Source organism: Streptomyces sp. NPDC047917, assembly GCF_043204345.1.
In the GTDB taxonomy this organism is placed as follows: Bacteria; Actinomycetota; Actinomycetes; order Streptomycetales; family Streptomycetaceae; genus Streptomyces; species Streptomyces sanglieri.
The window spans coordinates 514,033-539,256 of sequence record NZ_JBIDCA010000001.1; the positions used below are offsets into that span (position 1 = coordinate 514,033).

The following is a 25,224-nucleotide window of genomic DNA, read 5'->3' on the forward strand; positions in this document are numbered from 1 at the left end:
GCCCGGGTGGTGTGCAACCACCCGGGCACGTACGGGAGCCGTTCCGCCGGATCAGTCGGTGATCTCGATCTTGCCGTTCGGCGCGGCGGCGGTCTCCGGCCGGTCCGGGGTCTCGGCCCCGGGGCCCGAGCCCTTGAGGTTCTTCAGCAGGGCGGAGATGTCGACTCCTGTGGTGGAGCTGAGGAGTTCCATGCCCTGGGCGACGTTGTCGGTGACCGTACGCGACAGCCGGCTCGCGCCGTCCGTCGAGATCACGGTCATCTTGTCGACGGCGCTCAGCGGCTCGGACGCCTTGGCGACGACCTGCGGCAGCACCTCGACCAGCATCTGGAGCACGGCCGCGTCGCCGTACCGGTCGAAGGCGTCCGCCTTCTTCTGCATGGCCTCGGCCTCGGCCGCACCCTTCGCCGCGATGGCCGCGGCCTCCGCCTCGCCCTCGATGCGTACGGCGTCGGCGAGTGCCGAGCGGTGCAGCTTCTCGCCCTGACCGGTCAGGCGGGAGCGCTCGGCGTCCGCCTCGGCCTCCTTGACCTGGGCGATCCGGCGGGCCTCGGCCTCCTGCTCGGCCTGGTAGCGGGCGGCGTCGGCGGGCTTGCGGACCTTGGTGTCGAGCTCGCGGTCGGTCAGTGCGGCCTGGCGCTGGGCGACCTTCTCCTGCTCCTCCAGGACCTCCTGCTGACGGGCCGCCTCGGCGAGCGGGCCCGCCGCGTTGGCCTTGGCCGCGGCGGCTTCCGTCTCGGCCTTGATCTCCGCCTGCTTGAGGTAGAAGGTCCGCTCGGCGATGGCGATCTCCTCGGCGGCCTTCAGCCGGGCCTGCTCGGAGGCCCGCTTGGCGATCGCCTCGGCGATGTCCGCCTCCTGCTTGGCGCGGGCGGCCTCCGGGCGGCCGAGGTCCTCCAGGTAGGAGCCCTCGGTGGTGATGTCCTGGATCTGGAAGGCGTCCAGGATCAGGCCCTGGCCGGAGAGGCTGGCCTCGGCCTCCTCCGCGACCTGCCCGGCGAACGCAGCCCGGTCACGGATGATGTCCTCGACCGACATCCGGCCGACGATGGCGCGCAGCGCGCCGGAGAGCACTTCCTGGGTGAAGCCGACGATGCCGTCCTGCTGCTGGAGGAACCGCTGGGCCGCGGCCCGGATCGCTTCCTCGCTGCCGCCGACCTTGACGATCGCGACGCCTTCCAGGTTGGACTTCACACCGCGCAGGGTGACGGCGCCGCGCACCGCGATCGGGATGTGCCGGCTGGACAGGTCCAGGGTGAACTTCTGCTGGACGAACGGCACGACGAAGACGCCGCCACCGACCACGACCTTCTGGCCGCTGTTGTCGATGCTGGTGCGGCCGGTCACCGGGTCGGTGGACTTCTTGCCGCGGCGGCCGGTGATGATGAACGCCTCGCTGGGCCCGGCGACCTTGTAGCGGGTGATGACGACGAGGGCGAGCAGCACCAGGAGTACGACGACTCCGGCGACTGCGGTCACGACTGGGCTCATAAAGGTGTCCCCCCTGCCTCCCTGCGGGAACGGCAGCTAGGTTTCGGGCGGTGTGCCGCGGGTGGTGCGGTGCGGCACGGTGGATCGGTCGGGGCGGTGGTCCGCGCTCGGCGGCCGGCCCCGGCGTTCGGGTGCCGGGCTCAGTGCTCGACGGGGCGGACCGCGACCGAGGTGGACGACAGCGCGGACTCCACCCAGATCTCGGTGCCGCGTGCGACCGGCGCCGCGCTCTTCGCCGCCAGCTTCACGGGCTGGCCGGCGAGTTGCAGCAGGACCTCTCCGTAGCCGTCGGCCGGGATGGCCGTGACGACCGATCCGGAGGTGCCGACGAGATCGTCGCTGCGCGGTGTGACGCTGGTCTGGTCCCGCATCAGGGCCCGGCTGAACTTCCAGGTCAGCCAGGCCGCGACGAGCCCGGCCAGCACTCCGGCGGCGGTCGCGACGACCGTGCCGGCGCCGGTGGCGCCGAGCACGATCGCTCCGCCGAAGCCGAGCATCGAGAGGAATCCGGCGATGACCGGGAGGGACAGGAGGCCGTCGAACAGGCCGTCCAGTACGCCCCCGAAGAGCCCTTCCAGGACTCCGTCGAAGACCAGGGACAGCACGAGCAGGACGATTCCCGCAATGCCGAGGCCGAGAAACAAGGTCACCTGGTCACCCTCCCCGATTTTCGAGATCCCCTGAGCATTTCCGTCGAACTGACTGGATGATCCCATGCGTACCCGCCGACAGGCACTGCCGGGTTCCGGCAATCTTTTACGCGGTCTTGATGCCGGAGAGCTGTTCGGTCAGTTTGGCCGCCGATTGGAACGTGGCGCCCAGCAGCGCTACGTGCTTCCAGCGCAGCACTCCGTCCGGCCCGATGAGGAACACCGCTCGGCGCACTCCGATCCCGGGCGCCGCGACCCCGTACGCGCGGGCGGTCTCCCGGTCGGTGTCCGCGAGCAGCGGCATCCGCAGGCCGTGGGCGCGGGCGAACGACTCATGACTGTCCACACCCTGTGGACTGATTCCCCAGACCTCCGCGTCGAGCTCTTCGAAGGCCTCCAGGCCCGAGGAGTACGAGCAGAGCTGCTTGGTGCAGACCGCCGTGTTGTCGCCCGGGTAGAACGCGAGGACCACGCTGCGGCCGCGCGCCCCGGCCAGGGTGTAGTCGCGGCGCTCGAAGTTCTCGCTGTCGAGCACGCCGCCGGGCAGTGTGAAGTCCGGTGCGATCAGGCCGAGTTGCGGGGACGGTGCCATGTCGTTTCCTCCGTGGTCCGGTGCTGCCGGGTTTTCCGGGCGGGCTCCGTACAGCATGCTCGGTACGGGGCCGGCTTTCCGCACCAGGAGGTACGCATGGCACGACCGCCGTCCACCGTGGGCCCGTCCGCGGCGGTGCTCCTGCTGCACGGCGGGGCGGAGACGGGCCTGGCCGCGCCGCCGCCCGGCCCGCTGAATCTGCCGGCCGTACGGATGCGTCCCTTCGCCCGGTCCGTCGCCGGGGCCACAGGAGGCGAGGACGGAGGCGTGCTCGTACGGACCGCCCGCTACGCCCACCGCGGCTGGAACGGCCCTCGCGAGGACCCGTTGCACGACGCCGTACGAGCCCTGGACGCGCTGCGCCGCGAGGCCGGGGACATCCCGGTGGTCCTGGTCGGTCACTCGATGGGGGCCCGCGCCGCCCTCCGCGCGGCCGGTCACCCGCTGGTGCGCGGGGTGGTCGGCCTCGCGCCGTGGTGCCCGGCCGACGACCCGGTCGGCCAGTTGGCGGGCCGCGATGTCGTCCTGCTGCACAGCACCCGCGACCGGATCACCAGCCCCCGCGCCTCCCAGCGCCTCACCGTCCGCGCCCGGCCGGCCGGTGCCCGCGCCTGTCTGGTCGCGATCCGGGGCAGTGATCACGCGATGCTCCGGCGTGCCGGGCAGTGGCACACGCTGACGGCCCGGATCGTCGCCGGGCTGCTGGGGCTGGGCCCGCTGCCCGGGCCGGTCGAGGCCGCGCTCGCGCTGCCGCCGGACGCCCCGGCGGTGGACGGCACCCTCGACCTGGACCGGCTGGAGGTGTGACGGCGCGCAGCCGTGCCGCCCGCGCGCCCGGGGCGCCGCCGGGAACACCCGCGTGCCCGGGGCGCCGCCGGGAACACCCGCCGGGAACACCCGCCGGGTGCTGCCCGCCCGGCTCCCTCCGCCTTGTCCGCCCGGTCACCCCACCCTGCCCCCGGCCCCCTAGCCGTGGCCCCCGTCCACCGCGTATGCAGGAGGTGTCGCTGCTCCCGGAGGGGAAGAGGTCCCGTTTTGCGTGCCCAGGACCAGGACAGGACCAGGGGGAACGAACGCTCCCGCACGCCGCTGCCGCGTACGCGGGCGGCAGGGCACGAGGTGCCGCCGACGGGGCTGATGGCGCAGCAGGGCCGGGTGGGGAACGCGGTCGTCCTGCGGATGCTCCGCGGGTCCGGGTATCCCTGGGCGAGCGGCACGGACGGTACGGGCGGGGCGGGTGTCGCGGGCGGGCAGGACGCCCCCCACGTACAGCGATCCGCCGTGCAGGACGTGCTGCGCGGGCCCGGGAGGCCCCTCGACGGCGCGCTCCGTGCCGAGATGGAATCCCGGCTCGGCGCCGACTTCTCGGATGTCCGCGTGCACGACGAATCGGCCGCGCGGGCATCCGCCGCCGAGATCGGCGCGCACGCCTACACCAGTGGCAACCACATCGTCCTCGGCAGCGGCGGCGTCGACCGGCACACCCTGGCGCATGAGCTGACCCACGTCATCCAGCAGCGCCGGGGGCGGGTGAGCGGGCAGGACAACGGCGCCGGGCTACGGGTCTCCGATCCGTCCGACCGGTTCGAGCGGGAGGCGGAGAGCACGGCGAGCCGGGTCATGGCCGCGCCGGTCCCCACCGTCCCCGCGAGCCCCACCGCCCCCGCGTCCGCCGCGTCCGCGGCCCGGCAGGGCGGTGCGCCCGTACAGCGGGCCGTTCCGGCGACCGGTGGCGGTACGCCGGTGATCCAGCGCAAGTCGCGCTTCAGCAACATCACGCCCAGGGAGACGAACGCTCCGCTGCCCGTGGACAGCCTGCACACCGCGTTCGAGAGGTACTTCCGGGAAGTCGGGCTGCCGGAGCAGTACTTCTTCGGCGCGCTGGGCCTGGTCAGGGCCGCGGACTACAGGAGCGGCTTCCACCGGGCCGGAGCGGTCACGGCCGAGATCGACCCGGCGTCCCACCGCAAAGCGGACGGCAGCAACCGGGACAACGGCGTGATCGGGCCGTACGGCCACTTCGGCGTCATGGAGCGGGCCATCTTCGGGCGGCAGAACCTGGGCAACACCTACGACGGCGGGCATCTGGTCGAGCACACCCTGATGGAGGCGCGGGACGCGGATGTGCACGGCAACATCGCGCCCCAGGAGAACAAGAACTTCAACCAGGGGCTGATGCGGGGCTGGGAGAGCATCCCCGAGGAACTGATGCGCACCGGGCAGCCGTTCCGCTACCGGGTCGAGGTGAGCTACTCCTCGGACACGTACCTGCGGACCGGACGGCAACTGGTCGCGGCGGGCATCATTCCCGGCCCGGTCCACGACGCACTGGCGAGGACGCCGTGGCCGGCCGATCCCACCCGGACCCTGGCCGACCTCCTGTACGCGGAGACCGTCTCGTTCCAGCGGTGGGTGCCGACGCAATGGGTGGGAACGGTCGCGGAACCCACCGGCGCGGCGCTGCCCACGCTGACCCTCACCAAGGGTGCGCACTTCAGGAACCTGCACGGTTCGCAGACCGACGCCATGAACGGCGTGGTGGACCCGACCGCCCACGCCCTGGCCACCAACTCCGGCGTCCCCGGCCTGCGCCGGCAGAACTCGGGGACCCTGGGCGGCTTCATCGAGACCGCCGCCGTGACGAACACCGGGCTCCTGTCGGTCGGCGGCGCCCCGTCGTTCTCGGCGCACATGTACCAGCCGGAGCCGCAGGACCTCGCCGACCAGCCCACCGCCACCACCACTCCCGCCGGAGCGGCGCCGGCGCAGCTTCCCGCGTCGAGCATCGTCGTGAACATCCTTCCGCAGCAGGTGGGGCTGGCCGAGCTGTACCGGGACCTGATGAGCATCGAGACGAAGAAGCGGAAGCGGCCCGGCGGGGAGCTGTCGAACGAGAACAAGGCGGCCGGGACGATCGACCAGGACGCCAAGAACGCGTCGACCGGTTTCCGGACCCTGCGCGCGCTGCTCGGCAACGCCGAGGACGGGAAGAAGCTCGTCCTCGCGATCCGGGGGCACGACGCGAACACCGCCTTCAGGCACGGTGAGTTCGTCGAGGCCGTCCACCGCTCCGGCCTCACCGTGGACTTCCGCCGGACTCTGCTCGCGCTCGGATACGACCCGAACCTCGTGGCGTGACGCGGGGCCGGGCGCGGGGCGGGGCGGGCCCCGGCCCGGTGCCGTGGTGCAGGGGCGGGGGAACGGGCGCACCCTGGTAGGGAGGTGATCGTCATGGTGATGACAACCGTCGGGTGGCATGTCGAACTGGAATTCGAAGAAGACACTCATCGCACCCGCGCGGCAGCCCTGGTCCGGCTCCCGGACGGGTCCGAGGTGCGTGCCCATGGATATGCGAGCCGCCACCCCTCCGACAAGGACCAGCCGAGAGTGGGAGAGGAGATCGCGGGAGCCAGAGCGCTCAACGAACTGGCGATGAAGATGCTGACGAAGGCGCACGACGAGATCGACGAGGCGTCCGGCCGGACCTCGCACCCGCTCACCTGACGCGACGGCCGGGGCGTACGCGGCCCGGCCCGCACGGCGGCCGTCGGCCCGGTCTGCGGATGCGCGGCGGGGGCGGGCGGCCGACGATTGAGGGCCGGGCAGCGGGTGGTCCGCGCCCGCCCAGGAGGTTGACGTGCAGGCCGATACGTACGCCGACGGCCCCGCGCCGTTCGACCCTGGCGCCCTGGCCGCGCTGGTCGACGGCACCATGGCCGGGGTGGGCGTGCTCGACACCGGGCTGCGCTTCCTCTACGTGAACCGGGCTCTCGAACGGCTCAACGGCATCCCGGCCGCCGAACATCTGGGACGCACCGTCTCCGAGGTGCTGCCCGGGGTAGACGCGCGCGAGGACATGCTGCGGGCGGTGCTCGCCGACGGCAAGTCCCGCGAGATCACCTCCAGCGGATTCACCGCCGCGGCCGCCACGGTCCGCCGGTACTGGCACGGCGCGTACCACCGGCTGGAGATCGGCGGGCGGGTCGTCGGTGTGGCCGGGATAGTGCTGGAGGTCATGACCTCGGACAAGGGGCAGCGCGAGCTGGAACAGGCCCGGCGCCATCTGAACCTGCTCGACACCGCGGCCGCCCGGATCGGCACCACGCTCGACATGGACACCACCTGCGCCGAACTGGTCGACCTCGTCGTGCCGGGGCTGGCGGACCTCGCCACGGTCGAGGTGTTCCCGCCCGACGTCGCCCCGCCGGTCCGGCCCGCACCGCCCGGGGTGCTGCGGCTGCGGCGGGCGGCGCTGCGGGCGGTGCCCGCGCTCCGCGACGAGCTGGACGGCTTCGGGCTGACCGACGAGTACATCGACTACCAGGAGGGCGCCGCCGTACAGCGCTGTCTGGCGGTCAACCAGCCGGTGGTGGAGAACCTCACCACCGACGAACAGCTCGCCCGCTCCGCCCCCGGCCCGGAACGGCTCGCCGCCTACCGGGCCCTCGGGATGCACTCGGCGGTCATCGTGCCCGTCACCGTGCGCAGCGGCCCGCTCGGCATCCTCGGGCTGATCCGGGCGGGCGACTCACCGGTCTTCACGGACGAGGACGTGGTGATCGCCCGGGAGCTCGCCGGCCGGGCCGCCGTCGATCTGGACCACGCCCGCCGGTACGCCCACGAGCACACCATCGCCCTGGAGCTCCAGCGCTCCCTGCTGTCCGAGCCGCGCCCGCCGCACCCGCACATCGAGATCGCCACCCGCTATCTGCCGGCCGACCGGAGCGTGATGGTCGGCGGTGACTGGTTCGACGTCATTCCGCTGCGCGACGGCCGGCATCTCAAGGCGATGGGCGATGTGATGGGGCACGGGGTGGAGGCGGCGGTCGCCATGAGCCACTACCGCTCCCTGCTGCGGATGTTCGCCGACGACGAGCTGCCGCCGCACCGCATCCTGGAACAGCTGGACCGGATGGTCGAGCGGTCCGGGCTGGACCGGGCGGCCACCTGCCTGCTGGCCGTCGTCGACCGCTTCGGCAGGGCGTGCGAGGTGGCCAGCGCGGGGCATCTGCCGCCGGTGCTGATCGAGCCCGGGGCGGGTGCCCGGGTGTGCGACGAGATGTCGGTGGGTCCCCCGCTCGGCACCGGGTTCGGCGGGTACCGGACGACGCTGGTGGAGTTCGATCCGGGCACGGTGCTGTTCCTGTACACCGACGGTCTGGTCGAGCGGCGCGGCGAGGACATCGACGTCTCGGTCGACCGTCTCAGGGAACTGAGCCTGCCGGCCGGCGGCAGCCTGGAGCAGCTGCTGGACGACGTCCTCGAACGGTTCGGGCGGGGGGCGGAGGACGACATAGCGGTGCTGGCCTCCCGGACCCGGCCCACGGGGAAGGGCCGGGGCGGCGCCGCCCCGGACAGCCTCTGAGAACGGCCCTCAGCCCAGCTCCAGACTGGTGATGCCGAACAGGCCGGTGTGGTCGATGTCGGGCGCCGGTCCCGTGTACATCCGGGCGGTCTCGAACGACGGGGTGAGGCCCAGCTGTTCGGCGAGGCGTACGGCGGCCGGGTTGACGTCCGGCACGTCGATCGCGACCGGGACGCCGGGGTCGGTCGCCGCCACCGCGCCGACCAGGGCGCCGGCCACCTCGGGCGACTCCGCGTACACCGGGCCGATCCGGGACGACGTACGGCAGGGGCGCAGCACCGCCAGGCCGCACAGCTCGCCGTCGCGGACGGCGGCGAGCGAGGTGCGGGTGGGGTGGGCGATCCACGGTGCGAGGAAGCTGTCGCGGTCGGCCGGGAAGAAGCGGCGGTCGTAGGCGGCGAGCCGGTCGAAGGGCACGGAGCGCCCGTCGACCAGTTCGATGCCGGCCGGGGCGGACGGGCCGGCCTGCGGCAGGCCCTCGTAGCGCATGTTCGTCCACACGGAACGGAAGCCGGACCTGCGGTAGTTGGGCTGCTGGGCCACCACCCCGTCCAGGCCGACGTTGCGCCCGTCCAGCCGTGCCATGCCGGCCCGCCAGAGCCGGATTCCGTACCCCTGGCCGCGCAGCCGGGGCCGGGTCAGGTAGAAGCCGAGGAAGCCGGAGTCGGTGCCGTAACGGACCACCGAGACGCAGGAGACCGGTTCGCCGTCGAGGCGGCCGATCAGGAAGCCGCGCGGGTCGGCGGCGAAGAACGCGTGACGGTCGGTCAGTCCGGGGTTCCAGCTCTCCTCGTGGGCCCATTCGGCCAGCATGGTGAGGTCGTCGGCGCTCGCGGTGGTGATCTCGAAGTTCGGCACGGGGCACCTGTACCCGCCCGGGCGGCCGTTCCAACGGATGTCTCACGCCACCACCCGGTGCGCACCGGTACGGGTCGGATCGGCTGTCTCCCGTCACCACCCGGTGCGCACCGGTACGGGTCAGATCAGCAGGAACGCGCCCGCCGTCGCGGCCCCCAGCGACGCCCCGGCGACCGTCTGGGCCACCGAGTGGTACCGGAGCGCGACCCGTGACCAGCACACGGCGAGCGTCATCGTGTAGCCGAGCAGCCACCACGGCGAGTGGACCGCGGCGAGCAGGGCGACGACGGCCGAGGCGACCGCGGCGTCCACCGAGATCTTCCAGACCGTGTTGACGGCCAGCAGGATCACGGTCATCGCCCACAGGGCGAGCATCACCACGAGGATGCCGGTGGGGGCGTCGCCCAGCACCATCACCACCGAACCGGTGCCGATGGAGCCGAGGATCACGAAGAAGATCGGCGCCCGCTTCGTGCGGTCGACGACATGGCGGTCGCCCCAGGTGCCGCGCCCGCGCTCCCATTCGATGTACCCGGCGGGTATGAGGCCCGCGCAGAGGGCGCCGAGGAATCCCCAGAGCAGGCCGGTCCAGTGGCCGGCGGCGGCCAGGCCGATGCCGAGCATGCCGATCAGCAGGACGTTGCGGGGCTGGAAGACGTCGGTGACGGTGCGCGCGACGGCGTTGTCCGGCGACGCGGGGGCGGTGTCGGTGGTGGTCATGCTGTCTCCTCGGTGGAGGCGGTGCGGGGTGCCGCGGTCGCGGCGGACTGGCCGGAGGCGGCGGACCGGGCCACTGCCAGTACCTGCGCGGCCCGGTCCTGCGGGACGGTCCGGTAGGCGGTGGCGACCCGGACCAGCCAGGCCACCTCGCCGTCCTGGTCGGTGGCGTGCTGGGCCTCGACCGCGGCGGCGGTGGAGGCGGGCGTCCCGCTGTTCTTCGCGGTGAGCGCGGCCTTGATCCAGTACGCCTCGGTGAGCGGACCCGCCTTCTCCGGGTCCGCGGAGCCGTCCGAGGCGGCGCTCTTGGCGGCCGGGAGCAGGGTGTCGGGGACGTAGTGGCGCAGCTTCTCCACCGCGTCGGCGATGTCGGCGGCCCAGCGGTCGATCCGCAGGTCGGCGGGGGTGCCGAAGCGGGTGAGCTCGCGGGCCAGCGAGGCCGGGGGGTCGAAGGGCTGCTCGGGGAACGCGGTCATCAACTCGCGCCACAGGCCGTGCAGTCCGGCCTGGGCCCGCCAGAGCTTCGCGCGCCGCCGCCCCTTGCTGAGGGCGGGGATGGAGGCGCCCACGGCGAAGAACGCGAACAGCACCACCTGGGCGGCCTCGGTGATCTCGTCGAAGCTGAGCGCGAAGGACTCGCTCGGGGTGTCGACGGCGCTGACCCACAGGAACAGGGTCCGGCTGACGGTGTAGCCGACGCCGATGAACATGGCGAACGTCATCATCCCGAGGCCGATCCGCAGATGGCGCAGCCCGGCACCGGCGGTGGCCAGCGCCCACTGGTAGGCGCAGACGGCGGACGCGGCGCCCAGGTAGAGGTAGAACACGCTCATGTACAGCGTGGCCCCCCACTGTCCCGCGTGGTCGGCGACGAAGCGGTCCGAGGGGACGGAGCGGTCGACGACGGTGAAGAACAGCACCGTCAGCAGGACCAGCGTGGCGATCGACGCCTTGGCCGCCACCTGCTGGATGGTGCGGGCGAACCGCACGTGCCGGGGGACGGTTCCGCCGTCGGGGTACTGGCCGTAGATCGCGACGATGTAGCTGAGGATCGCCAGGATCGCGATCGTCGCCGTGTAGTGCTTGATCAGTACGGCGAGGTCGGTGACGGCGCTGTCGTTGAGCGCGATGCGCACGGCCCGGGTCTTGGTCCACAGGGCGACGGCGAAGCCCGCGTAGCAGCCCCACAGGGCCCGGCGGCGCTTGTCTTCTTCGTCGCCCCACAGGGCGGCCGGCATGCGCCACAGGGCGACGGCCGTCATCAGGGCGGCTACGAGATAGCCGGCGAGGTCGAGCGGGGTCACGGCGGATTCCTCGGGGTGGTGGGGGGATACGGGGAGAGGTGCGGTGTCAGGAGCGGCGGAACAGGCCCCGGCGGCGATTGGCGACCGGGCGGGACAGGGAGTTGGCCAGCCGTCCCACCATGTCGTCACTGGTCACGTCCATGGCCATGCGGGGAATGAGCGAGGCCCCGAACTCGGCCATGCGCTCGTCGTGCGTGTCGTACTGCGCGCGGGCCTGCACGGCGCCGTCCCCGGACCGGAGCGCGTCGGCGATCGTGGCCACCACCGGCGACGGCGCGGGCGGCGCGGGCGGTGACTGTGACGGCGGTGTCTGCGGCGGGGGTCCGTTCCCGAGGACCCGGGTGATCAGCGAGGTGTCGAACACCGGCAGCAGCCGCCGCAGTTGTTCCGGATCGAGGGAGGTGCCGTGGTCGAACCACTCGTGGCACAGCTCGTGCAGGATGACGTGCTGGGTCTGGTACGCGGTCGGCCTGCGGCGGTAGAGCACGAAGCTGGTCCGGCCGGTCTTCAGCCGCAGCCCGCAGGCGGCGTTGACCCGGGCCAGCCGGTCGGGCATCTCGTGCAGCACGATGGTGCGGCCGCGGGCCGCCTCCATGTTCGCCACCAGTGCGTCGATGGAGAAGGGCGCGGGGATGGGCAGGTCGGCGAGCCCCGCCTCGCACTCCTTCCGCAGTTCGCGCATCGACATGGCGGTCTACTGCTCCGGCTCGCCGTGGACGCCGCCGTCGGCCGCGCCCTGCCGGCCCTTGGCGTCCTGAAGCAGCGAGAGGGCGAACTGCAGCAGCTCCGGCGGAAGACCGTCCTCGTCGAGGCCGCGCCCGGCGACTCCGCTGATCTCTCCCGTACGCCGCATCGCGAGGAACTGGAGCCCGGCGACCACGTCGTCGACGACCTCGGACTCCTCCTTGAAGAACCGCCAGTCCACGCCGAATCCCAGACCGAGCGCCTTGAGGATGTCCTCGGAGGGCTGGGTGACCTTTCCGGCCAGGATGTTGGAGAAGTAGCTGTGCGAGAGGGATCCGCCGCGTTCCCTGACCAGATCGGCGAAGAAGCGCCCCGAGATCTTCTGGCCGGGGAAGGTCTCCTCCACCATGTACTCGACCTTCTGCTGCAACGTCCGCAGCTCCGGTGTGCGTTCCTCGGCGCTGTCCATCCGGTCCCCCACGTATCCGCTCCCGTGCGATCGGCGTTCACGGTCGTCGATTCGGTCGACGGGCTCGTACTGTAACCAACCCCGGCGTGCCGCTCTCATTGCGGTGGGCGATAGGTGGTACGGAAACGGGCTTGCGTAAACACGCTACGTCACTGTTAACTCGAAAAAACACGGGCAGGGGACCACGAGGGGAGTCCCCTGCCTGTGGAATCCACGGGTTTCGTGTGAATTCACCACGGACAAAAGGTGCATGACGCACATGAATGATGTGCGGGCATAGGTGTAGCCCTTCACGACGGGGGATGCGTGAAGGGCTACGCGTACATTATGACTGCTGGTCAGGCCGTCATCAACTGCCCTCGCCCCGGCGTGTCCGGGGGTGGCGCCGCCGCGGGGGGTCCGGGCCGGTCGCGCACCCGTCGATTTCCGGCCGAAAAGAATTTCACGCGATTTCCGGGCAGATTCGCATTCGAGCCGGATCGGGATTCGAATCGGAGTTCAATTCCCGGCTCAATTCCTGGTTCGGTCCCGGGCTCAATTCCGGGCTCAATTCCGGGCTCGATTCAGGGGTCGATGCGGATCGACGGACCGTAATTGATTTCCCTGTCCGGTCGCTTCCGCCGTGCTATTCTGGAGGCAGTTGCAGTTGTGGTTCCCGAAGACTCCAAGTGCGCTCCCCGGGTCAATGCGCCGGGGGCTGCGCTTCTGTGTTTTCCGGTGCTTTTTCCGGATGGGGTAATCATCGCGGCGACGTGGGATCCGCACCGTGCGGCTCCCCGGGAACTGCCCCCATGAAGGAGACAGAACATGGCTACTGGCACCGTCAAGTGGTTCAACGCGGAAAAGGGCTTCGGTTTCATCGAGCAGGACGGCGGCGGCCCCGACGTCTTCGCCCACTACTCGAACATCGCGGCCACCGGCTTCCGTGAGCTCCAGGAGGGCCAGCGGGTGAACTTCGACGTCACACAGGGTCAGAAGGGCCCGCAGGCGGAGAACATCACCCCGGCCTGATCCGGCCGCTCCGGCGCCGTCGCGCTGTGACGACTTGCACGATCGGGGCCCGCACCTCCGGGTGCGGGCCCCGGTTCGCTGTCGTCCGTACGGTCCGGTGCCCGCCCGAGCCACGTGAACGCGGCTCATTTTTCGCAGCCGGGCTTCGTCCAGGCTTGTCAACGGCCCGTTCTTGCGATTCCTGTGCCGCCCGCCGCCGCAGCGAATTCCTCGATACGCGCCCCGTCGAGGAAGGGTCCCGCATGGACCGCGATCGCACAGCACGTTCGAACGACCGTTATTCCCGTCCCCGATCCGGCGGCCGCAGGCCCGCCTCCGTACAGGGCGAGTTCGCAGCGCCGAAGACCATCACTCCGGCGCTGCCCGCCATTTCCGCCTTCGCGGAACTGGACCTGCCCGAGCCGCTGCTCTCGGCACTCACCGCCGAGGGTGTCACCACGCCGTTCCCGATCCAGGCGGCCACCCTGCCGAACTCCCTCGCGGGGCGCGACGTGCTGGGGCGCGGCCGGACCGGATCCGGCAAGACCCTCGCCTTCGGCCTGGCCCTGCTGGCCCGGATCGCGGGCAACCGGGCCGACGCCCGCCGCCCGCTGGCCCTGGTCCTGGTCCCCACCCGGGAACTGGCCCAGCAGGTCACCGACGCGCTCGCCCCGTACGCCCGCGCGCTCCGGCTGCGGATGGCCACCGTCGTCGGCGGCATGTCGATCGGCCGGCAGTCCTCCGCGCTGCGCTCCGGCGCCGAGGTCGTCGTCGCCACGCCGGGCCGGCTGGGGGACCTCGTCGAGCGCCGCGACTGCCGGCTGGACCGGGTCTCCGTCACCGTTCTCGACGAGGCCGACCAGATGTGCGACATGGGGTTCATGCCGCAGGTCACCGAGCTGCTCGACCAGGTGCTGCCGCAGGGCCAGCGGATGCTGTTCTCGGCGACCCTGGACCGCAACGTCGACCTGCTGGTGCGCAACTACCTGCACGACCCGGTGGTCCACTCGGTCGACCCGGCGGCCGGCGCGGTGACCACGATGGAGCACCACGTGCTCTACGTGCAGGGCGCGGACAAGTACGCCACCACGACCGAGATCGCGGCCCGCGAGGGCCGGGTGCTCATGTTCCTGGACACCAAGCACGCCGTGGACAAGCTCACCGGCCACCTGCTCGGCAGCGGGGTGCGGGCCGCCGCGCTGCACGGTGGCAAGTCCCAGCCGCAGCGCACCCGCACCCTGGACCGGTTCAAGAACGGCCAGGTCACGGTGCTGGTCGCGACGAACGTCGCGGCGCGCGGCATCCACATCGACAACCTGGACCTGGTCGTCAACGTCGATCCGCCGAGCGACCACAAGGACTATCTGCACCGGGGCGGCCGCACCGCCCGCGCCGGTGAGTCCGGCAGTGTCGTCACCCTGGTGCTGCCGGGGCAGCGCCGGGAGATGACCCGGCTGATGGCCGACGCCGGGATCACCCCGAAGATCGCCCAGGTCCGCTCCGGTGAGGCAGAACTGAGCCGGATCACCGGCGCGCGGAAGCCCTCCGGCGTGCCCGTCGAAGGCAGCGCGCCGACGACGGAGCGCCCCCGCAGCGTGCCCTTCCGGGGCCGGGGCACCGCCCCCACGAAGGCGGGCCGCTCGGCACGCCGCTCCGACCTGCCCGACGCGGCGGCGCGCGCCGCCGCGAAGCAGCGCCGCACCAACCGGGCGGGGTGACCCCGGGGGGCCGCGCCCGCCCTCCGGGGAAGCCGCGGTCCCCGGACCGGCCGTCGCCCGGGCGCCGTGATCCCTGGGTCACGGCGGGTCTCAGGCGATCATGAAGTCCTTCACCCGCAGGGCGCGTTCGACGATCCGGATGTCGCCGAGCCAGCCGTGCATCAGCTGGTCGAGCCTGCCTCCGTACTCGTAGGCTCCGAGCAGCCAGGGCAGGCCCACGGTGGCGAGACCGGTGGTGCGGGTGGCGGGGTTGCGGGCGACCACGCAGCCGTCGATGTACATCGTGGTGTGCTTGCCGTCGTTGACGACCGCGACGTGCCACCACCGTTCACGCGGCAGTTCGTGGCTCCAGTTGGTGACTCCCCCCGGCTGGTTCAGGGGCGCCGCCGCCCACTGGAGCCCGGGGCCGTCCGACACGGAGAGCGTGGCGACGGGCTCCTCCGGGTCGCCGGAGGTCTTGCCGGCCGCCCCGAGGGTGCCGCGGCGGCCGAGTACGGCGCCCCAGGCGTTGCGTCCGGCGTCCCAGTCGGCGGGGAGGCGGAGGAAGGCCTCGATGGTGTAACCGGACCTGAACGTCTTGGTGTTGAGCGGTGCGTTGTTCTCGGTACGCAGATACGCGCCGCGCAGCGGCGGCTTCGAGCCGTCGAAGTAGAGGCTGCCGTGGCCGGGCTGGTCGGGGTGGTGGGAGGCGGACCAGCGCAGCGCGTCGGGCGCACTGCCGGGAACGGACTCGCGCACCAGGTCGTTGCGGTGCCCGGACAGGTCGGGGACGCGCAGGCCGGCTTCGGCGGCGGAACCGTCCGGGTGCGCGGGGGAGTCGAAGCGCCAGTAGGCGACGGTGCCCGGTATCAGCAGCTGCTTCGCCGGGCGGGGGCCCCGTACGGGTACGGGCGCGAAGCCCGCGAAGCGCTTCTCGAAGTCGATGGGGACGGCGAAGCAGTCCTGCGGACCGGTCAGTTCGATCTCGCCGCGCTCCAGGTCGTTGAGCCGCTCGCCCGCGCGGCCGAGGACCCACGGGGAGATCGTCTCCACGTCGATGGTGTTCCTGGCCAGGTCGAAGCGGTAGAGACGGATCATGGCGCTGCCGCCGTAGTAGCGGTTCTGGTAGTTGGTGATGTGCAGATGGACGTCGTTGCCCGCGGTGTTCTTGCGGGTGGTGCGCCCGGCGGGCCAGTAGTGGCCGTTGAGGGTGAGGAAGATCTGGTCGTTCCCGGTGATCAGCTCGTCCCACAGGTGCTGTCCGTGGTCGGAGAGTTCGGCCTCGTCGCCGTCCGCGTTCGCGTACACCAGCTCGTGCGTGGTGAGGATGACGGGTGTCCGGGGGTGCCGGGCGATGACGTCCTTCGCCCAGGCGAGCCCGGCCGCCGACGGCCGCCAGTCGAGCGCCAGCACCAGCCACTCGCGCCCGGCGGCGCGGAACAGGTGGTACGTGTTGTAGCCGTCCGGGGTCGCCCCGCCGAACGTCGGCAGGCGCCGCATGCGCTTCGGACCGAAGGTGTCCAGGTACGGGGTGCGGCCGCGCTGGTCGTCGGTGGAGGACTTGATGTCGTGGTTGCCCGCGACGACGCTGTAGCCGACCCGCCGCCGGTCGAGCAGCTCGAACGCCTCGCCGATCGCCGCGAATTCGCCTGCCTGGCCACTCTCGGTGAGGTCGCCCAGATGGGACAGGAAGACGATGTTCTCGTCGCGCCCGTGGTCGAGCACGTAACGCAACGACGCCTCGACCGGCGCCTTGTGGATGCTCGCCCCGTCGAAGAGGTACTGGGTGTCCGGCATGACGACGAGCGTGAACCGGGGGTTCTCGGGATCGGGTCGCCAACCGGCCGCGACGGCACCGGTGTTCTGCTGGGCGAGGGCCGCGGCGGGCGTCGCGGACGCGAGTCCGGTGGCCGCGGTGGCGGCGCCGGTGAGCGCGGTCGCCCGCAGGAACGTACGACGGCTCGCGCCGGGCAGAAGTGGTCCGTCGGGCTGGTGGAGGGGGCTGCACATGGGTGTCTCCGCGGGGGACGAGCGTAGGGACGAACGTTGGGGTGATCGTCTGCAAGCTAGCCGCGGGGTGGGGGAGGAACCGGTCCGTAAGGGCCACACCTGGGCGAAGGCTCCATGAATTCGCACGGTGCCGGGCGCGCGGGACGGGCGGTGCCGGGGAGTACGGGCGGGGCACGGAGAAGCGGGCCCCTGGCCCCACGGAGCCCGCTGCCGGTCCCGCCGCGCTCCGTTACCGGCCGCCCGAGACCCGCAGGACCGTTCCGGTCACGTAGGACGCCTCGCCCGACAGCAGCCAGGCGATGGCCGCCGCGATCTCCGGGGCGGTTCCGACCCGGCCGAGCGGGATCCCGGGGACGGCCGCCTCCGCGCGGCCGGGGTCGCCCGCAGTGGCGTGCATGTCGGTGTCGACCATGCCGGGCGCGACCGCGTTGACCCGGATGCCGTCGGGCCCCAGCTCCTTGGAGAGCCCGACGGTCAGCGCGTCGGTCGCCGCCTTCGTGGCGGCGTAGTGGACGAAGTCCCCGGGGCTGCCCAGGGTCGCTGCGACCGAGGACAGATTGACGATCGCGCCGCCCCCGCCGGCCGCCATGTCCTTCGCGGCCCGGCGGCAGCAGAGCAGGTAGCCGAGGAGGTTCACGTCCACGACGCGGCGCAGCGTCTCGGCGGAGGTGTCGGCGAGCCGCCCGAGCGGGCCGGTCACGCCCGCGTTGTTGACCAGCCCGGTCACCGGGCCCAGCTGCTCGGCCGCGGTGTCGAAGAGCCGCTCCACATCGGCCTCGTCGGCGGTGTCCGCCCGCACCGTGACGCAGCGCGCCCCGGCGGCCCGTACCGCCGCGGCCGTACGTTCGGCGGCCTCGGCGTTGCTCACGAAGCCCAGGGCGAGGTCGTGCCCGTCCGCCGCCAGACGGATACAGGTCGCGGCGCCGATTCCCCGGCTGCCACCGGTGACGACGGTGACGGGGCGCGGCGACGGCGACGGTGACGGTGACGGTGACGGTGACGGAGTGATGCTGCTGTCCGACGGCACTGGAGAACCCCTCGTTTCGCTCGTGGATCGTGCGGTTCACGCAGCGAATCACCGTGGGCGCCGGTGGATCAAGGCCGCCGGTGGGGGTGGCGGCACCGGGGCCGGCGGCCCGGCGCGGGTGCCTGCTGTTGGAGTGGCGCCGTGCGACGGCACCGGCGTGGTGTCCGGCGCGGGGCGTCGGCGGTTGCCTAGCGTCGGCGTTTGACGGGCCGCTGTCGGCGCGGAACGGGTTGAATCGCCCGGCGCTCGGTGACGGCCCCTCCCCAACGGCGTTCCCCTGCCACCGCCTCGCATTGCGGTGGCAGGGGACGCCGACCGCTCTCGCCTCTCACCTCTCGCCGCGGTCTACCGGCTCTCAGGCCCACAGCGCCCGTGCGAGCGCGACCCCGGCGAACGCCGCGACCAGCCCTGCCGCCACGCTCCCCACGACATTGGCCACCGCGTAGGACTTCGCGCCGTCCTCGGCCAGCCGAAGCGTCTCGTAGCTGAACGTCGAGTACGTGGTGAGCGCCCCGCACAGCCCCGTGCCGATCAGCAGCTGGAGGTGGGAGGAGGCGGCGCCGGCCGCCACCGCGCCGGTCAGCAGGCCCAGGACCAGCGAACCCGACACATTGACCGTGAAGGTCCCCCACGGGAAGACGCTGTCGTGGCGGGACTGCACCGCCCGGTCGGTCAGATAGCGCAGCGGCGCCCCGACCGCCGCGCCGACGATCACCAGCAGCCAGTTCACCGGCCCCGCTCCCGTTCGTCGCCGAAGCGCACGATCTCGCACTCGTCCAGGAAGGCCACCCCGCCGTCCGTGACCAGTTCCCCGATCAGCGGCAGGAACGCCCGGATCCGCTCCTCGGTGTCCACGATCACGACCGCCACCGGAAGGTCCTCGCTCAGCGAGAGCAGCCGCTGGGTGTGGATCATCGACGAGGTGCCGAAGCCCTCGATGCCCCGGAACACACTGGCACCGGACAGTCCGGCCAGATGTGCCCGGTGCACGATCTCCGTGAAGACCGGCCGGTGGTGCCAGCCGTCGGACTCGCCGACGAGAACCGTCAGCCGCAGGCCCCGTTCCGTCCCCGGCGTCGTCATGACTGCCTCCAGGCCAGCACGCGGCGGGTCGCCCACACCGCACTCCACACCGCCGCGAGAGCCGCGAGCAGCGTCAGTCCCAGGTACGCCAGCCCGGCGCGGGCACGGCCGCCGTCGAGCAGGCGCTGGATGTCCACCGCGTACGTCGAGAACGTGGTGAAGCCGCCGAGCACCCCCGTACCGAAGAACGGCCGCACCAGCCGGTGTGCCGTCCACGCCTCGCTGATCACCACCATGAACACGCCGATCACCGCACACCCGACGGCGTTCACGACCAGCGTCGTCCACGGGAAGCCGCCCGGGGCGGTGGGCCAGAGCAGCGCGGCCCCGTAGCGGGCGGTGGCTCCGATCGCGCCGCCGAGCGCGACCACCGCGACGACGGAACCTTGGGGGTTCGGGCTTCCCATGAGCGCTTTTCTCCTGCCTGCCGCACCCCCAGGCTATCGCCCGGGGGTGTGACCGGCGCGGGGTCTACCAGGTCTTGCCCGGGGGCTGCTTGGTGGTGACGTTGACGCGGTTGAACAGGTTCGTCAGACCGATCGAGAGGACCAGGGCGGAGAGCTGCTTCTCGTCGAAGTGGCGGGCGGCCTCGTCCCAGACGGCGTCCGGAACCGGGTCGTAGCGGTCGCTGAGCCGGGTCGAGTGCTCCGCCAGCGCCAGCGCGGCCCGCTCGGCGTCGGTGAAGTACGGCGCGTCGTGCCAGGCCGACACCGCGAAGAGCCGCTCGTCGCTCTCCCCGGCCTTCCGCGCGTTGCGTACGTGCCCGTCGACACAGAAGGTGCAGCCGTTGATCTGGCTCACCCGCAGACCGACCAGTTCGAGTGTGATCTCCGGCAGTCCGCCTGTGTTGATGGCCTTGATCAGGCCGAAAATGGGAGGCAGTGCCTCGGGCAGGAGGTCGGCCGGGTTCTGAATACGTGCTGCCTGCATGATGTCTCTCCTTCGGTGTCCGTCACGGTCGCGGCCCCGTTCTCGCCGCGCCCTCACTGCACTGACGGACGGCGGAGCGGAAGTGTGACGAGAGCGGCGGCCGAGATCCTCACCGCGTCCGCCGGAGCGAGCTGCGCAGCCCGTTCTCCTCGGCGACCCTGGCCCGGAGCCGCCGTATCAGCGCGGATTCCGCAGCTCCGTCGGCCCCGCCGGAACGGCACCGCGCACACTCGCAGGGTGGCCAGCGCGACGGGTTGAACTCGGGCAACTTCGGCGTGGGCTCGGGCGCTTGGTCCCTCATGCCGGCCCCCGCTCCGAGCAGTCCGCCGTGTTCCGGTGGCGCCGGAGCAGTACCCGGCAGTCCGTCGCCCCGCTGTAGTCGTGCTGATCGTTGGCGAGAGCTTCGGCCAGGCGGAGTTCCTGACACCCGTGACAGGGCTCCTGCCCGGCCGGGGTACCGGTCTCTGCGGACACAGGTCACTCCTCTCCGTAGTCATTCCACTACTAAGCGAGCTCAGATTGGCCTACAGTTCGGAGTGCTTCAACTTGTTGGGTACGAGCGAAGATTCAGGTGACAGCCGTTGAACCGCAAGGAGTTGGACCCCGAGAGCAGCCCGGAGGCCGCCTTCGGCGCTCGCGTCCGCAGACTGCGGGAGGAGCGCGGGTGGAAGCAGGAGGAGTTAGCCGAGCGGCTGGGATACTCCGGCACGCATGTCTCCGCCGTCGAAACTGGTCGCAAGATGCCGACTCTTCGGTTCTCGCGCAGCGCGGATCAGATTTTCGGCACGGGAGAAACAGCTGACACGTTCGAACGCCAGTACCGCGAGATCCGGCATGGTTCGCTGCTGGAGGGCTTTCCGCAGTACGTGGGCCACGAGGGCCGTGCGGTGGAGCTCCGGCTGTACGAGAGCGGCATCATCCACGGGCTGTTGCAGACGCCGGCGTACGCGCGGGTGCTGGCGGACAGTGCCTTGCGGCGAGGAACGATCGGCCCGGAGCAAGCAGCCGAGCGGATCTCGTTCTTGGCGGAGCGCCAAGCTGCGCTGGTGCGTCCCCGTCCGCCCTCGATACTGGTGGTGATGGACGAGAGTTGCATCCGCAGGCGGGTCGGCGGGGACGAGGTCATGACCGCCCAGCTCGACCGGCTGCTGGAGTTCGCCGAAATGCCGAACACAGTGCTTCAGATCGCCCCGTACGACATGGGGGAGCGTCGCCCGTTCGACCTTCCGCTGACCCTGCTGACGCTTTCCGACCTGTCCGTGGTCGCGTACGCGGAGTCCCAGATGCGAGGGCATCTGGAGCGCGATACGACCTCCGTGCTTCCCCTGCTGACGGCCTACCATCAACTACAGGCCGAAGCGCTGTCCCAGGCGGCATCGGTGGCCATGATCAAAGAGGTACGAAAGGGCATCCTGTGACGACCACGACTGAATCCCCCCGCTGGTTCAAGTCTTCGTACAGCAACAACGGCGGCCAGTGCATCGAGGTCGCCGCGAACCTCGTCGCCCCGCACGGCATCGTCCCCGTCCGTGACTCCAAGAACCCCGGCGGCCCGGTACTGACCGTTCCCGCCGCCTCGTTCGCCTCCTTCGTGGCGGGCGTCAAGGCCGGAGAGTTCGGCGCCGTCTGACCGCCAGGTTCACCGCATGCGATCCGCGATCGCCCCACCGTGCACCGCATGGTGGGGCCTCTCGCTGTCGGCGTCGCATGGCCCCGTTGACGGCCATCAACTTCGGGCTCAGGCTGAAGTGTTGTCTCAGAGATAAGGAAGGGCACCCCGTGACGATCACGACCGATTCTCCCCGCTGGTTCAAGTCTTCGTACAGCGACAACGGCGGCCAGTGCATCGAGGTCGCCGCGAACCTCGTCGCCCCGCGCGGCGTCGTCCCCGTCCGTGACTCCAAGAACCCCGGCGGCCCGGTGCTGACCGCCTCCGCCGCCTCGTTCGCCTCCTTCGTCGAGGGCGTGAAGGCCGGAGTGTTCGCCGGGGGCTAACCCCACCGTGTTCCGTCATGCCTCCCGGATGGGTTGATGGCGCACGCTCAACCAGCCTTGTGGCATGAGGACTTACGGAAAAACCGCCGCGTTCGTCGCCCTGTCCGTCACCACCGTCGCCACCGTTCTCACCGGGGCCACGACCCCGCAGGCCGTCGCGTCGGCCAACCCCGTACCCGCCCTCGACTGGCGGCCCTGCGCCACGGCCGGCGGGCCCGTCGGGCAGGAGTGCGCCGAGCTGCCCGTACCGGTGGACTACCGGGATCCGGGCGGTCCGCAGCTCTCGCTCGCGGTGACCCGGGTCCGCAGCGACCGGCCCGCCGCGCGGCGCGGGACGCTGGTGGTGATCGCCGGCGGTCCGGGTACTTCCGGGGTGCAGCGGGTGAAGGAGAAGGGGGAGCGGCTGCGGCAGGAGACGGAGGGGCGGTACGACATCGTGAGCCTCGACCCGCGCGGGGTCGGCGGCAGCGCGAAGGCGGGCTGCGGGCTCGACCCGGAGGACCGGGAGCTGGTGAACATGCGGTCCTGGCCCGCCGCCGACGGTTCGATCGCCGAGAACGTGTCGCGCTCCCGGCGCATCGCCGAGGCCTGCGGGCGCAACGGCGGCGCGGTGCTGCGGAGCCTCACCACGGCCAACGAGGTGCGGGACATCGACCGCTTCCGGCAGGCGCTCGGGGAAGAGAAACTGTCGGCTTGGGGGATCTCGTACGGTACCTACGTCGGCGCCGTGTATGCGCAGAAGTACCCGCAGCACACGGACCGTTGGGTGCTGGACAGCAGCGGCGACCCCGACCCGTCGCGGGTCGCGCAGGGCTGGATGGCGAACATGGCGGTGGGCGCGGAGGACCGGTTCCCCGACTTCGCGCGGTGGGCCTCCGACCCGGCCAGGGAGGCAGCGGGGCTGCGGCTCGCGGAGCGGGCCGAGGACGTGCGGCCGCTGGTGCTGGAGCTGGCGGCGCGGCTGGACCGGGAGCCGAGGGAGTCCACCACGGCGGGCGTCCCGCTGACCGGCAACCGGCTGCGCCAGGCGCTCCAGATGGGCCTGTACGACGACGGTGCCTTCGCCGGGTTCGCGGGGCTCGTCCAGGCGGCCCGGAGCACCTCGGTGAAGCCCGTGCTGCCTGCCGCACTGGCCGGGCCGCTGCCGGAAGCGGACGCGGCGGTCTCGATGGCCGTGGTCTGCAACGACGTGCGCTGGAAGGGCACCGTCCCCTCGTACCGGCGCGCCGTCGCCGTCGACCGCGCGAAGCACCCGCTGACCGCCGGGATCTCGGTGAACGTCACCCCGTGCGCCTTCTGGAAGGACGCCCCGGCGGAGCAGCCGACCAGGATCACGGACGCGGGACCGTCCAACGTTCTGATGGTCCAGGGCCTGCGCGACCCGGCGACGCCGTACTCCGGCGCGCTGAAGATGCGGGCGGCCTTCGGGGACCGGGCCCGTATGGTCGCCGTCGACCACGGTGGGCACGGCATGTACCTGGGCAACGGGAACGCCTGCGGCGACCGGGCGGTCACGACGTTCCTGAACACCGGGGCGCGACCGGAGCAGGACACGTACTGCGCGGGCTGATCGCCGTGCGGCGCGGCTGCGGCTGAGACCGCGACGGCGCCGCACGCTGCGGCTGAGCAGGCGTCCCGCTCAGTCGCAGCCCGGTGTCACATGTCCGCTGTTCCTGGCCTCCGCCAGCAGGGTGACGACCTCCTCGTCGGAGGTCTGCGTGAAGTCCCGGTACCACTCGCCGACCGCGTAGAACAGGCGCGGCACCGACAGGCACACCACCTCGTCCACGCTCCGGCGCAGCCGCACGACGGCGTCCGGCGGCGCCACCGGCACGGCCGCCACCACCCGAGCCGGCCGCTGTGCCCGTACCACCAGGCAGGCCGCCTCGGCCGTGGCGCCGGTCGCGATGCCGTCGTCCACGACGATCACCGTCCGGCCGTCGAGCGGTATCCGCGCCCGCCCGGCCCGGTACACCTGCGCCCGCCGCCCGAGCTCCGCCTCCTCGACCCGTTCGACCGCCGCGAGATCCTGTTTGCCGGCCCGCAGCCGGGAGACGACGTCGTCGTTGAGGACCCGCACCCCGCCCTCGCCGATGGCGCCGAACGCCACCTCCTCGTGGTGCGGCACGCCGAGCTTGCGGACGACGATCACATCGAGTTCGGCACCGAGCGTCTGCGCCACCTGGAAGGCCACCGGAACCCCGCCCCGGGGCAGTCCCAGGACGACGGGGTTCTCCCGCTCCAGATGGTGGAGTGCCTCGGCCAGCTGCTGGCCCGCGTCCTCGCGGTCGGCGAACAGCACGGTGGTTCACCCCCAACCAGGGAGTGGGGCCGCATGCGTACGCGCCCCACCGGCTTCCCTACTTCGAAACAACCCCATGTGCGGCGGCCCCGCAACTCGGGCGGGAGCCCCGGCGGCGCCGTTCGGCGGCTGCGCTCAGGACACCGGCGACGTCTTGGGCACCTCGCCCTCGGTCGTGTGGACGTCGATGACGGAGAAAGCCGCGCCCTGTGGGTCGGTCAGCGCGGCGAACCGGCCGAACGGCATGGTCATCGGGCCGAACCGCAGGACGCCGCCGCGCTCGGTGGCCTTCGCCACCGCCGCGTCGCAGTCCGCGACGGTGAAGTACACGTTCAGGTACGGCGGAACCTCGGGCGGGAACTCGTCGCCCATCTTCATCCGCCCCATGACGGTCTTGTCGCCGAGGTTGTACATCCGGAAGTCGACGTGCTCGTCCGCCATCTTCACCATCGAGTACGGGAAGACCGCGGGGAAGAAGGCGTCGGACTTCTCGGGCTCCCGGGTGAAGACCTCGGCCCAGCAGAACGCGCCGGGCACCGCCTGCGCCTCGAAGCCCTCGTGGGTGCCGGCCTGCCACACGCCGAATACGACGCCGCCGGGGTCGCGGGCCAGCAGCATCGTGCCGAAGTCACCGACCCGCATGGGGTCCATCAGGGTCTCGCCGCCGTTGTCGCGGATCTTCGCCGCCGTGGCCTCGGCGTCCGGTGAGGCCAGGTACAGGCACCAGGCCGACCGGCCCTCCTGGCCGGGCATCGGGGGCACCACCGCGGCGACCGCCTTGCCGTCGGCGTACGCCTGCGTGTAGTTGCCGAACTCGGACGAGGACTCTCCGAACGTCCAGCCCAGCACCTCACCGTAGAAGCTCTTCGCGCCCTCCAGGTCGGCGAACATCGCGTCGGCCCAGCACGGTGTGCCCTCCGGTTGTACAGCCATGACCCTGACTCCTTCGCGTTCGGTGGGGGTGGTGGTCCGGCTTTTCACGCTAGCCAGCCCACCGCCTTCCCGCGCGCCGGGAATCCGTGGCTCCGGGGCCCAAGGGCTGTCCCGCAATTCCTGGCGG

At 71.8% G+C, this 25,224-nt stretch carries 25 protein-coding genes and 1 pseudogene; 10 read left to right on the top strand and 16 right to left on the bottom strand.

Annotation, left to right across the window (positions count from 1 at the left end; genetic code table 11):
• Window positions 1–51: 51 nt before the first annotated feature.
• The 3 genes from ACGF8B_RS02255 to ACGF8B_RS02265 form a co-directional block, all read right to left on the bottom strand.
• A complete protein-coding gene (locus ACGF8B_RS02255) occupies window positions 52–1,491 on the bottom strand; it encodes a flotillin family protein (RefSeq protein ID WP_392733959.1) in 1,440 nt (479 codons plus the stop codon).
• Between the two features lie 140 nt (window positions 1,492–1,631).
• Window positions 1,632–2,141 (bottom strand): hypothetical protein, encoded by a 510-nt coding sequence (locus tag ACGF8B_RS02260; RefSeq protein ID WP_392733961.1) that lies wholly within the window; start codon window positions 2,139–2,141, stop codon window positions 1,632–1,634.
• A 106-nt stretch (window positions 2,142–2,247) separates the two neighbouring features.
• Window positions 2,248–2,733: a peroxiredoxin gene (locus ACGF8B_RS02265; RefSeq protein WP_392733963.1), complete on the bottom strand. Its 486-nt coding sequence runs from the start codon at window positions 2,731–2,733 to the stop codon at window positions 2,248–2,250.
• A gap of 96 nt (window positions 2,734–2,829) precedes the next feature.
• Here ACGF8B_RS02265 and ACGF8B_RS02270 point away from each other — a divergent pair, with 96 nt between their 5' ends.
• From ACGF8B_RS02270 to ACGF8B_RS02285, 4 genes are all read left to right on the top strand, one after another.
• A complete protein-coding gene (locus ACGF8B_RS02270) occupies window positions 2,830–3,540 on the top strand; it encodes an alpha/beta hydrolase (RefSeq protein WP_392733965.1) in 711 nt (236 codons plus the stop codon).
• A gap of 228 nt (window positions 3,541–3,768) precedes the next feature.
• Complete coding sequence (locus ACGF8B_RS02275) at window positions 3,769–5,871, top strand: DUF4157 domain-containing protein (RefSeq protein ID WP_392733967.1); 2,103 nt, start codon at window positions 3,769–3,771, stop codon at window positions 5,869–5,871.
• Between the two features lie 93 nt (window positions 5,872–5,964).
• Entirely contained in the window at window positions 5,965–6,237 is a 273-nt protein-coding gene (locus tag ACGF8B_RS02280) for a DUF1876 domain-containing protein (protein ID WP_259927744.1), read from the top strand.
• Between the two features lie 133 nt (window positions 6,238–6,370).
• Window positions 6,371–8,098, top strand: coding sequence for a SpoIIE family protein phosphatase (locus ACGF8B_RS02285; RefSeq protein ID WP_392733969.1), 1,728 nt, complete (start codon window positions 6,371–6,373; stop codon window positions 8,096–8,098).
• A 9-nt stretch (window positions 8,099–8,107) separates the two neighbouring features.
• Here ACGF8B_RS02285 and ACGF8B_RS02290 read toward each other — a convergent pair whose 3' ends face one another.
• The 5 genes from ACGF8B_RS02290 to ACGF8B_RS02310 all read right to left on the bottom strand — a co-directional run bounded on the left by ACGF8B_RS02290 (window position 8,108) and on the right by ACGF8B_RS02310 (window position 12,130).
• Window positions 8,108–8,956, bottom strand: coding sequence for a GNAT family N-acetyltransferase (locus tag ACGF8B_RS02290; RefSeq protein ID WP_392733971.1), 849 nt, complete (start codon window positions 8,954–8,956; stop codon window positions 8,108–8,110).
• A 120-nt stretch (window positions 8,957–9,076) separates the two neighbouring features.
• Window positions 9,077–9,676: a hypothetical protein gene (locus ACGF8B_RS02295; RefSeq protein WP_392733973.1), complete on the bottom strand. Its 600-nt coding sequence runs from the start codon at window positions 9,674–9,676 to the stop codon at window positions 9,077–9,079.
• Window positions 9,673–10,977 (bottom strand): MAB_1171c family putative transporter, encoded by a 1,305-nt coding sequence (locus tag ACGF8B_RS02300; RefSeq protein WP_392733975.1) that lies wholly within the window; start codon window positions 10,975–10,977, stop codon window positions 9,673–9,675. The genes ACGF8B_RS02295 and ACGF8B_RS02300 overlap by 4 nt, the downstream gene beginning before the upstream one ends.
• 46 nt (window positions 10,978–11,023) lie before the next feature.
• Entirely contained in the window at window positions 11,024–11,665 is a 642-nt protein-coding gene (locus ACGF8B_RS02305; protein WP_392733977.1) for a toxin, read from the bottom strand.
• A 6-nt stretch (window positions 11,666–11,671) separates the two neighbouring features.
• Window positions 11,672–12,130, bottom strand: coding sequence for a hypothetical protein (locus tag ACGF8B_RS02310; protein WP_392734453.1), 459 nt, complete (start codon window positions 12,128–12,130; stop codon window positions 11,672–11,674).
• An 807-nt stretch (window positions 12,131–12,937) separates the two neighbouring features.
• Here ACGF8B_RS02310 and ACGF8B_RS02315 point away from each other — a divergent pair.
• Window positions 12,938–13,141: a cold-shock protein gene (locus ACGF8B_RS02315; protein ID WP_093547863.1), complete on the top strand. Its 204-nt coding sequence runs from the start codon at window positions 12,938–12,940 to the stop codon at window positions 13,139–13,141.
• Between the two features lie 242 nt (window positions 13,142–13,383).
• The gene (locus tag ACGF8B_RS02320; protein WP_392733980.1) at window positions 13,384–14,838 is read left to right on the top strand and encodes a DEAD/DEAH box helicase; all 1,455 of its coding nucleotides are present in this window, start codon (window positions 13,384–13,386) and stop codon (window positions 14,836–14,838) included.
• A gap of 90 nt (window positions 14,839–14,928) precedes the next feature.
• Here ACGF8B_RS02320 and ACGF8B_RS02325 read toward each other — a convergent pair whose 3' ends face one another.
• The 6 genes from ACGF8B_RS02325 to ACGF8B_RS02350 form a co-directional block, all read right to left on the bottom strand.
• Window positions 14,929–16,827: a LamG-like jellyroll fold domain-containing protein gene (locus ACGF8B_RS02325; protein ID WP_392733982.1), complete on the bottom strand. Its 1,899-nt coding sequence runs from the start codon at window positions 16,825–16,827 to the stop codon at window positions 14,929–14,931.
• Window positions 16,828–17,056: 229 nt separating this feature from the next.
• Window positions 17,057–17,836 carry an SDR family NAD(P)-dependent oxidoreductase gene (locus ACGF8B_RS02330; protein WP_392734455.1) on the bottom strand — a complete coding sequence of 260 codons (780 nt, stop codon included), beginning with the start codon at window positions 17,834–17,836 and terminating at the stop codon, window positions 17,057–17,059.
• Window positions 17,837–18,209: 373 nt separating this feature from the next.
• Window positions 18,210–18,584 (bottom strand): fluoride efflux transporter CrcB, encoded by a 375-nt coding sequence (crcB, locus tag ACGF8B_RS02335; protein WP_384752668.1) that lies wholly within the window; start codon window positions 18,582–18,584, stop codon window positions 18,210–18,212.
• Window positions 18,581–18,937 carry a DUF190 domain-containing protein gene (locus ACGF8B_RS02340; protein WP_392733984.1) on the bottom strand — a complete coding sequence of 119 codons (357 nt, stop codon included), beginning with the start codon at window positions 18,935–18,937 and terminating at the stop codon, window positions 18,581–18,583. Before ACGF8B_RS02340 ends, crcB (ACGF8B_RS02335) begins: the two co-directional genes overlap by 4 nt.
• Window positions 18,934–19,344, bottom strand: coding sequence for a fluoride efflux transporter CrcB (crcB, locus tag ACGF8B_RS02345; RefSeq protein ID WP_342282551.1), 411 nt, complete (start codon window positions 19,342–19,344; stop codon window positions 18,934–18,936). Before crcB (ACGF8B_RS02345) ends, ACGF8B_RS02340 begins: the two co-directional genes overlap by 4 nt.
• 64 nt (window positions 19,345–19,408) lie before the next feature.
• Window positions 19,409–19,867 carry a carboxymuconolactone decarboxylase family protein gene (locus ACGF8B_RS02350; RefSeq protein WP_392733986.1) on the bottom strand — a complete coding sequence of 153 codons (459 nt, stop codon included), beginning with the start codon at window positions 19,865–19,867 and terminating at the stop codon, window positions 19,409–19,411.
• A gap of 581 nt (window positions 19,868–20,448) precedes the next feature.
• On the opposite strand from ACGF8B_RS02350, the gene ACGF8B_RS02355 reads away from it, so the two are divergent.
• The 4 genes from ACGF8B_RS02355 (at window position 20,449) to ACGF8B_RS02370 (ending at window position 23,432) form a co-directional block, all read left to right on the top strand.
• Window positions 20,449–21,285 carry a helix-turn-helix domain-containing protein gene (locus ACGF8B_RS02355; RefSeq protein WP_392733988.1) on the top strand — a complete coding sequence of 279 codons (837 nt, stop codon included), beginning with the start codon at window positions 20,449–20,451 and terminating at the stop codon, window positions 21,283–21,285.
• Entirely contained in the window at window positions 21,282–21,497 is a 216-nt protein-coding gene (locus tag ACGF8B_RS02360) for a DUF397 domain-containing protein (protein ID WP_392733990.1), read from the top strand. Before ACGF8B_RS02355 ends, ACGF8B_RS02360 begins: the two co-directional genes overlap by 4 nt.
• A 155-nt stretch (window positions 21,498–21,652) precedes the next feature.
• On the top strand, window positions 21,653–21,862 hold the full coding sequence (locus ACGF8B_RS02365; RefSeq protein WP_392734456.1) for a DUF397 domain-containing protein: 210 nt from the start codon (window positions 21,653–21,655) through the stop codon (window positions 21,860–21,862).
• 64 nt (window positions 21,863–21,926) lie between these two features.
• The gene (locus ACGF8B_RS02370; RefSeq protein ID WP_392733992.1) at window positions 21,927–23,432 is read left to right on the top strand and encodes an alpha/beta hydrolase; all 1,506 of its coding nucleotides are present in this window, start codon (window positions 21,927–21,929) and stop codon (window positions 23,430–23,432) included.
• A gap of 105 nt (window positions 23,433–23,537) precedes the next feature.
• On the opposite strand, the pseudogene ACGF8B_RS02375 reads toward ACGF8B_RS02370, so the two are convergent.
• Together ACGF8B_RS02375 and ACGF8B_RS02380 are read right to left on the bottom strand one after the other, a co-directional pair.
• A pseudogene (locus ACGF8B_RS02375) lies at window positions 23,538–24,164 on the bottom strand (phosphoribosyltransferase); the annotation flags it as partial.
• A gap of 135 nt (window positions 24,165–24,299) precedes the next feature.
• A complete protein-coding gene (locus ACGF8B_RS02380; RefSeq protein ID WP_392733993.1) occupies window positions 24,300–25,097 on the bottom strand; it encodes a VOC family protein in 798 nt (265 codons plus the stop codon).
• Window positions 25,098–25,224: the final 127 nt, after the last annotated feature.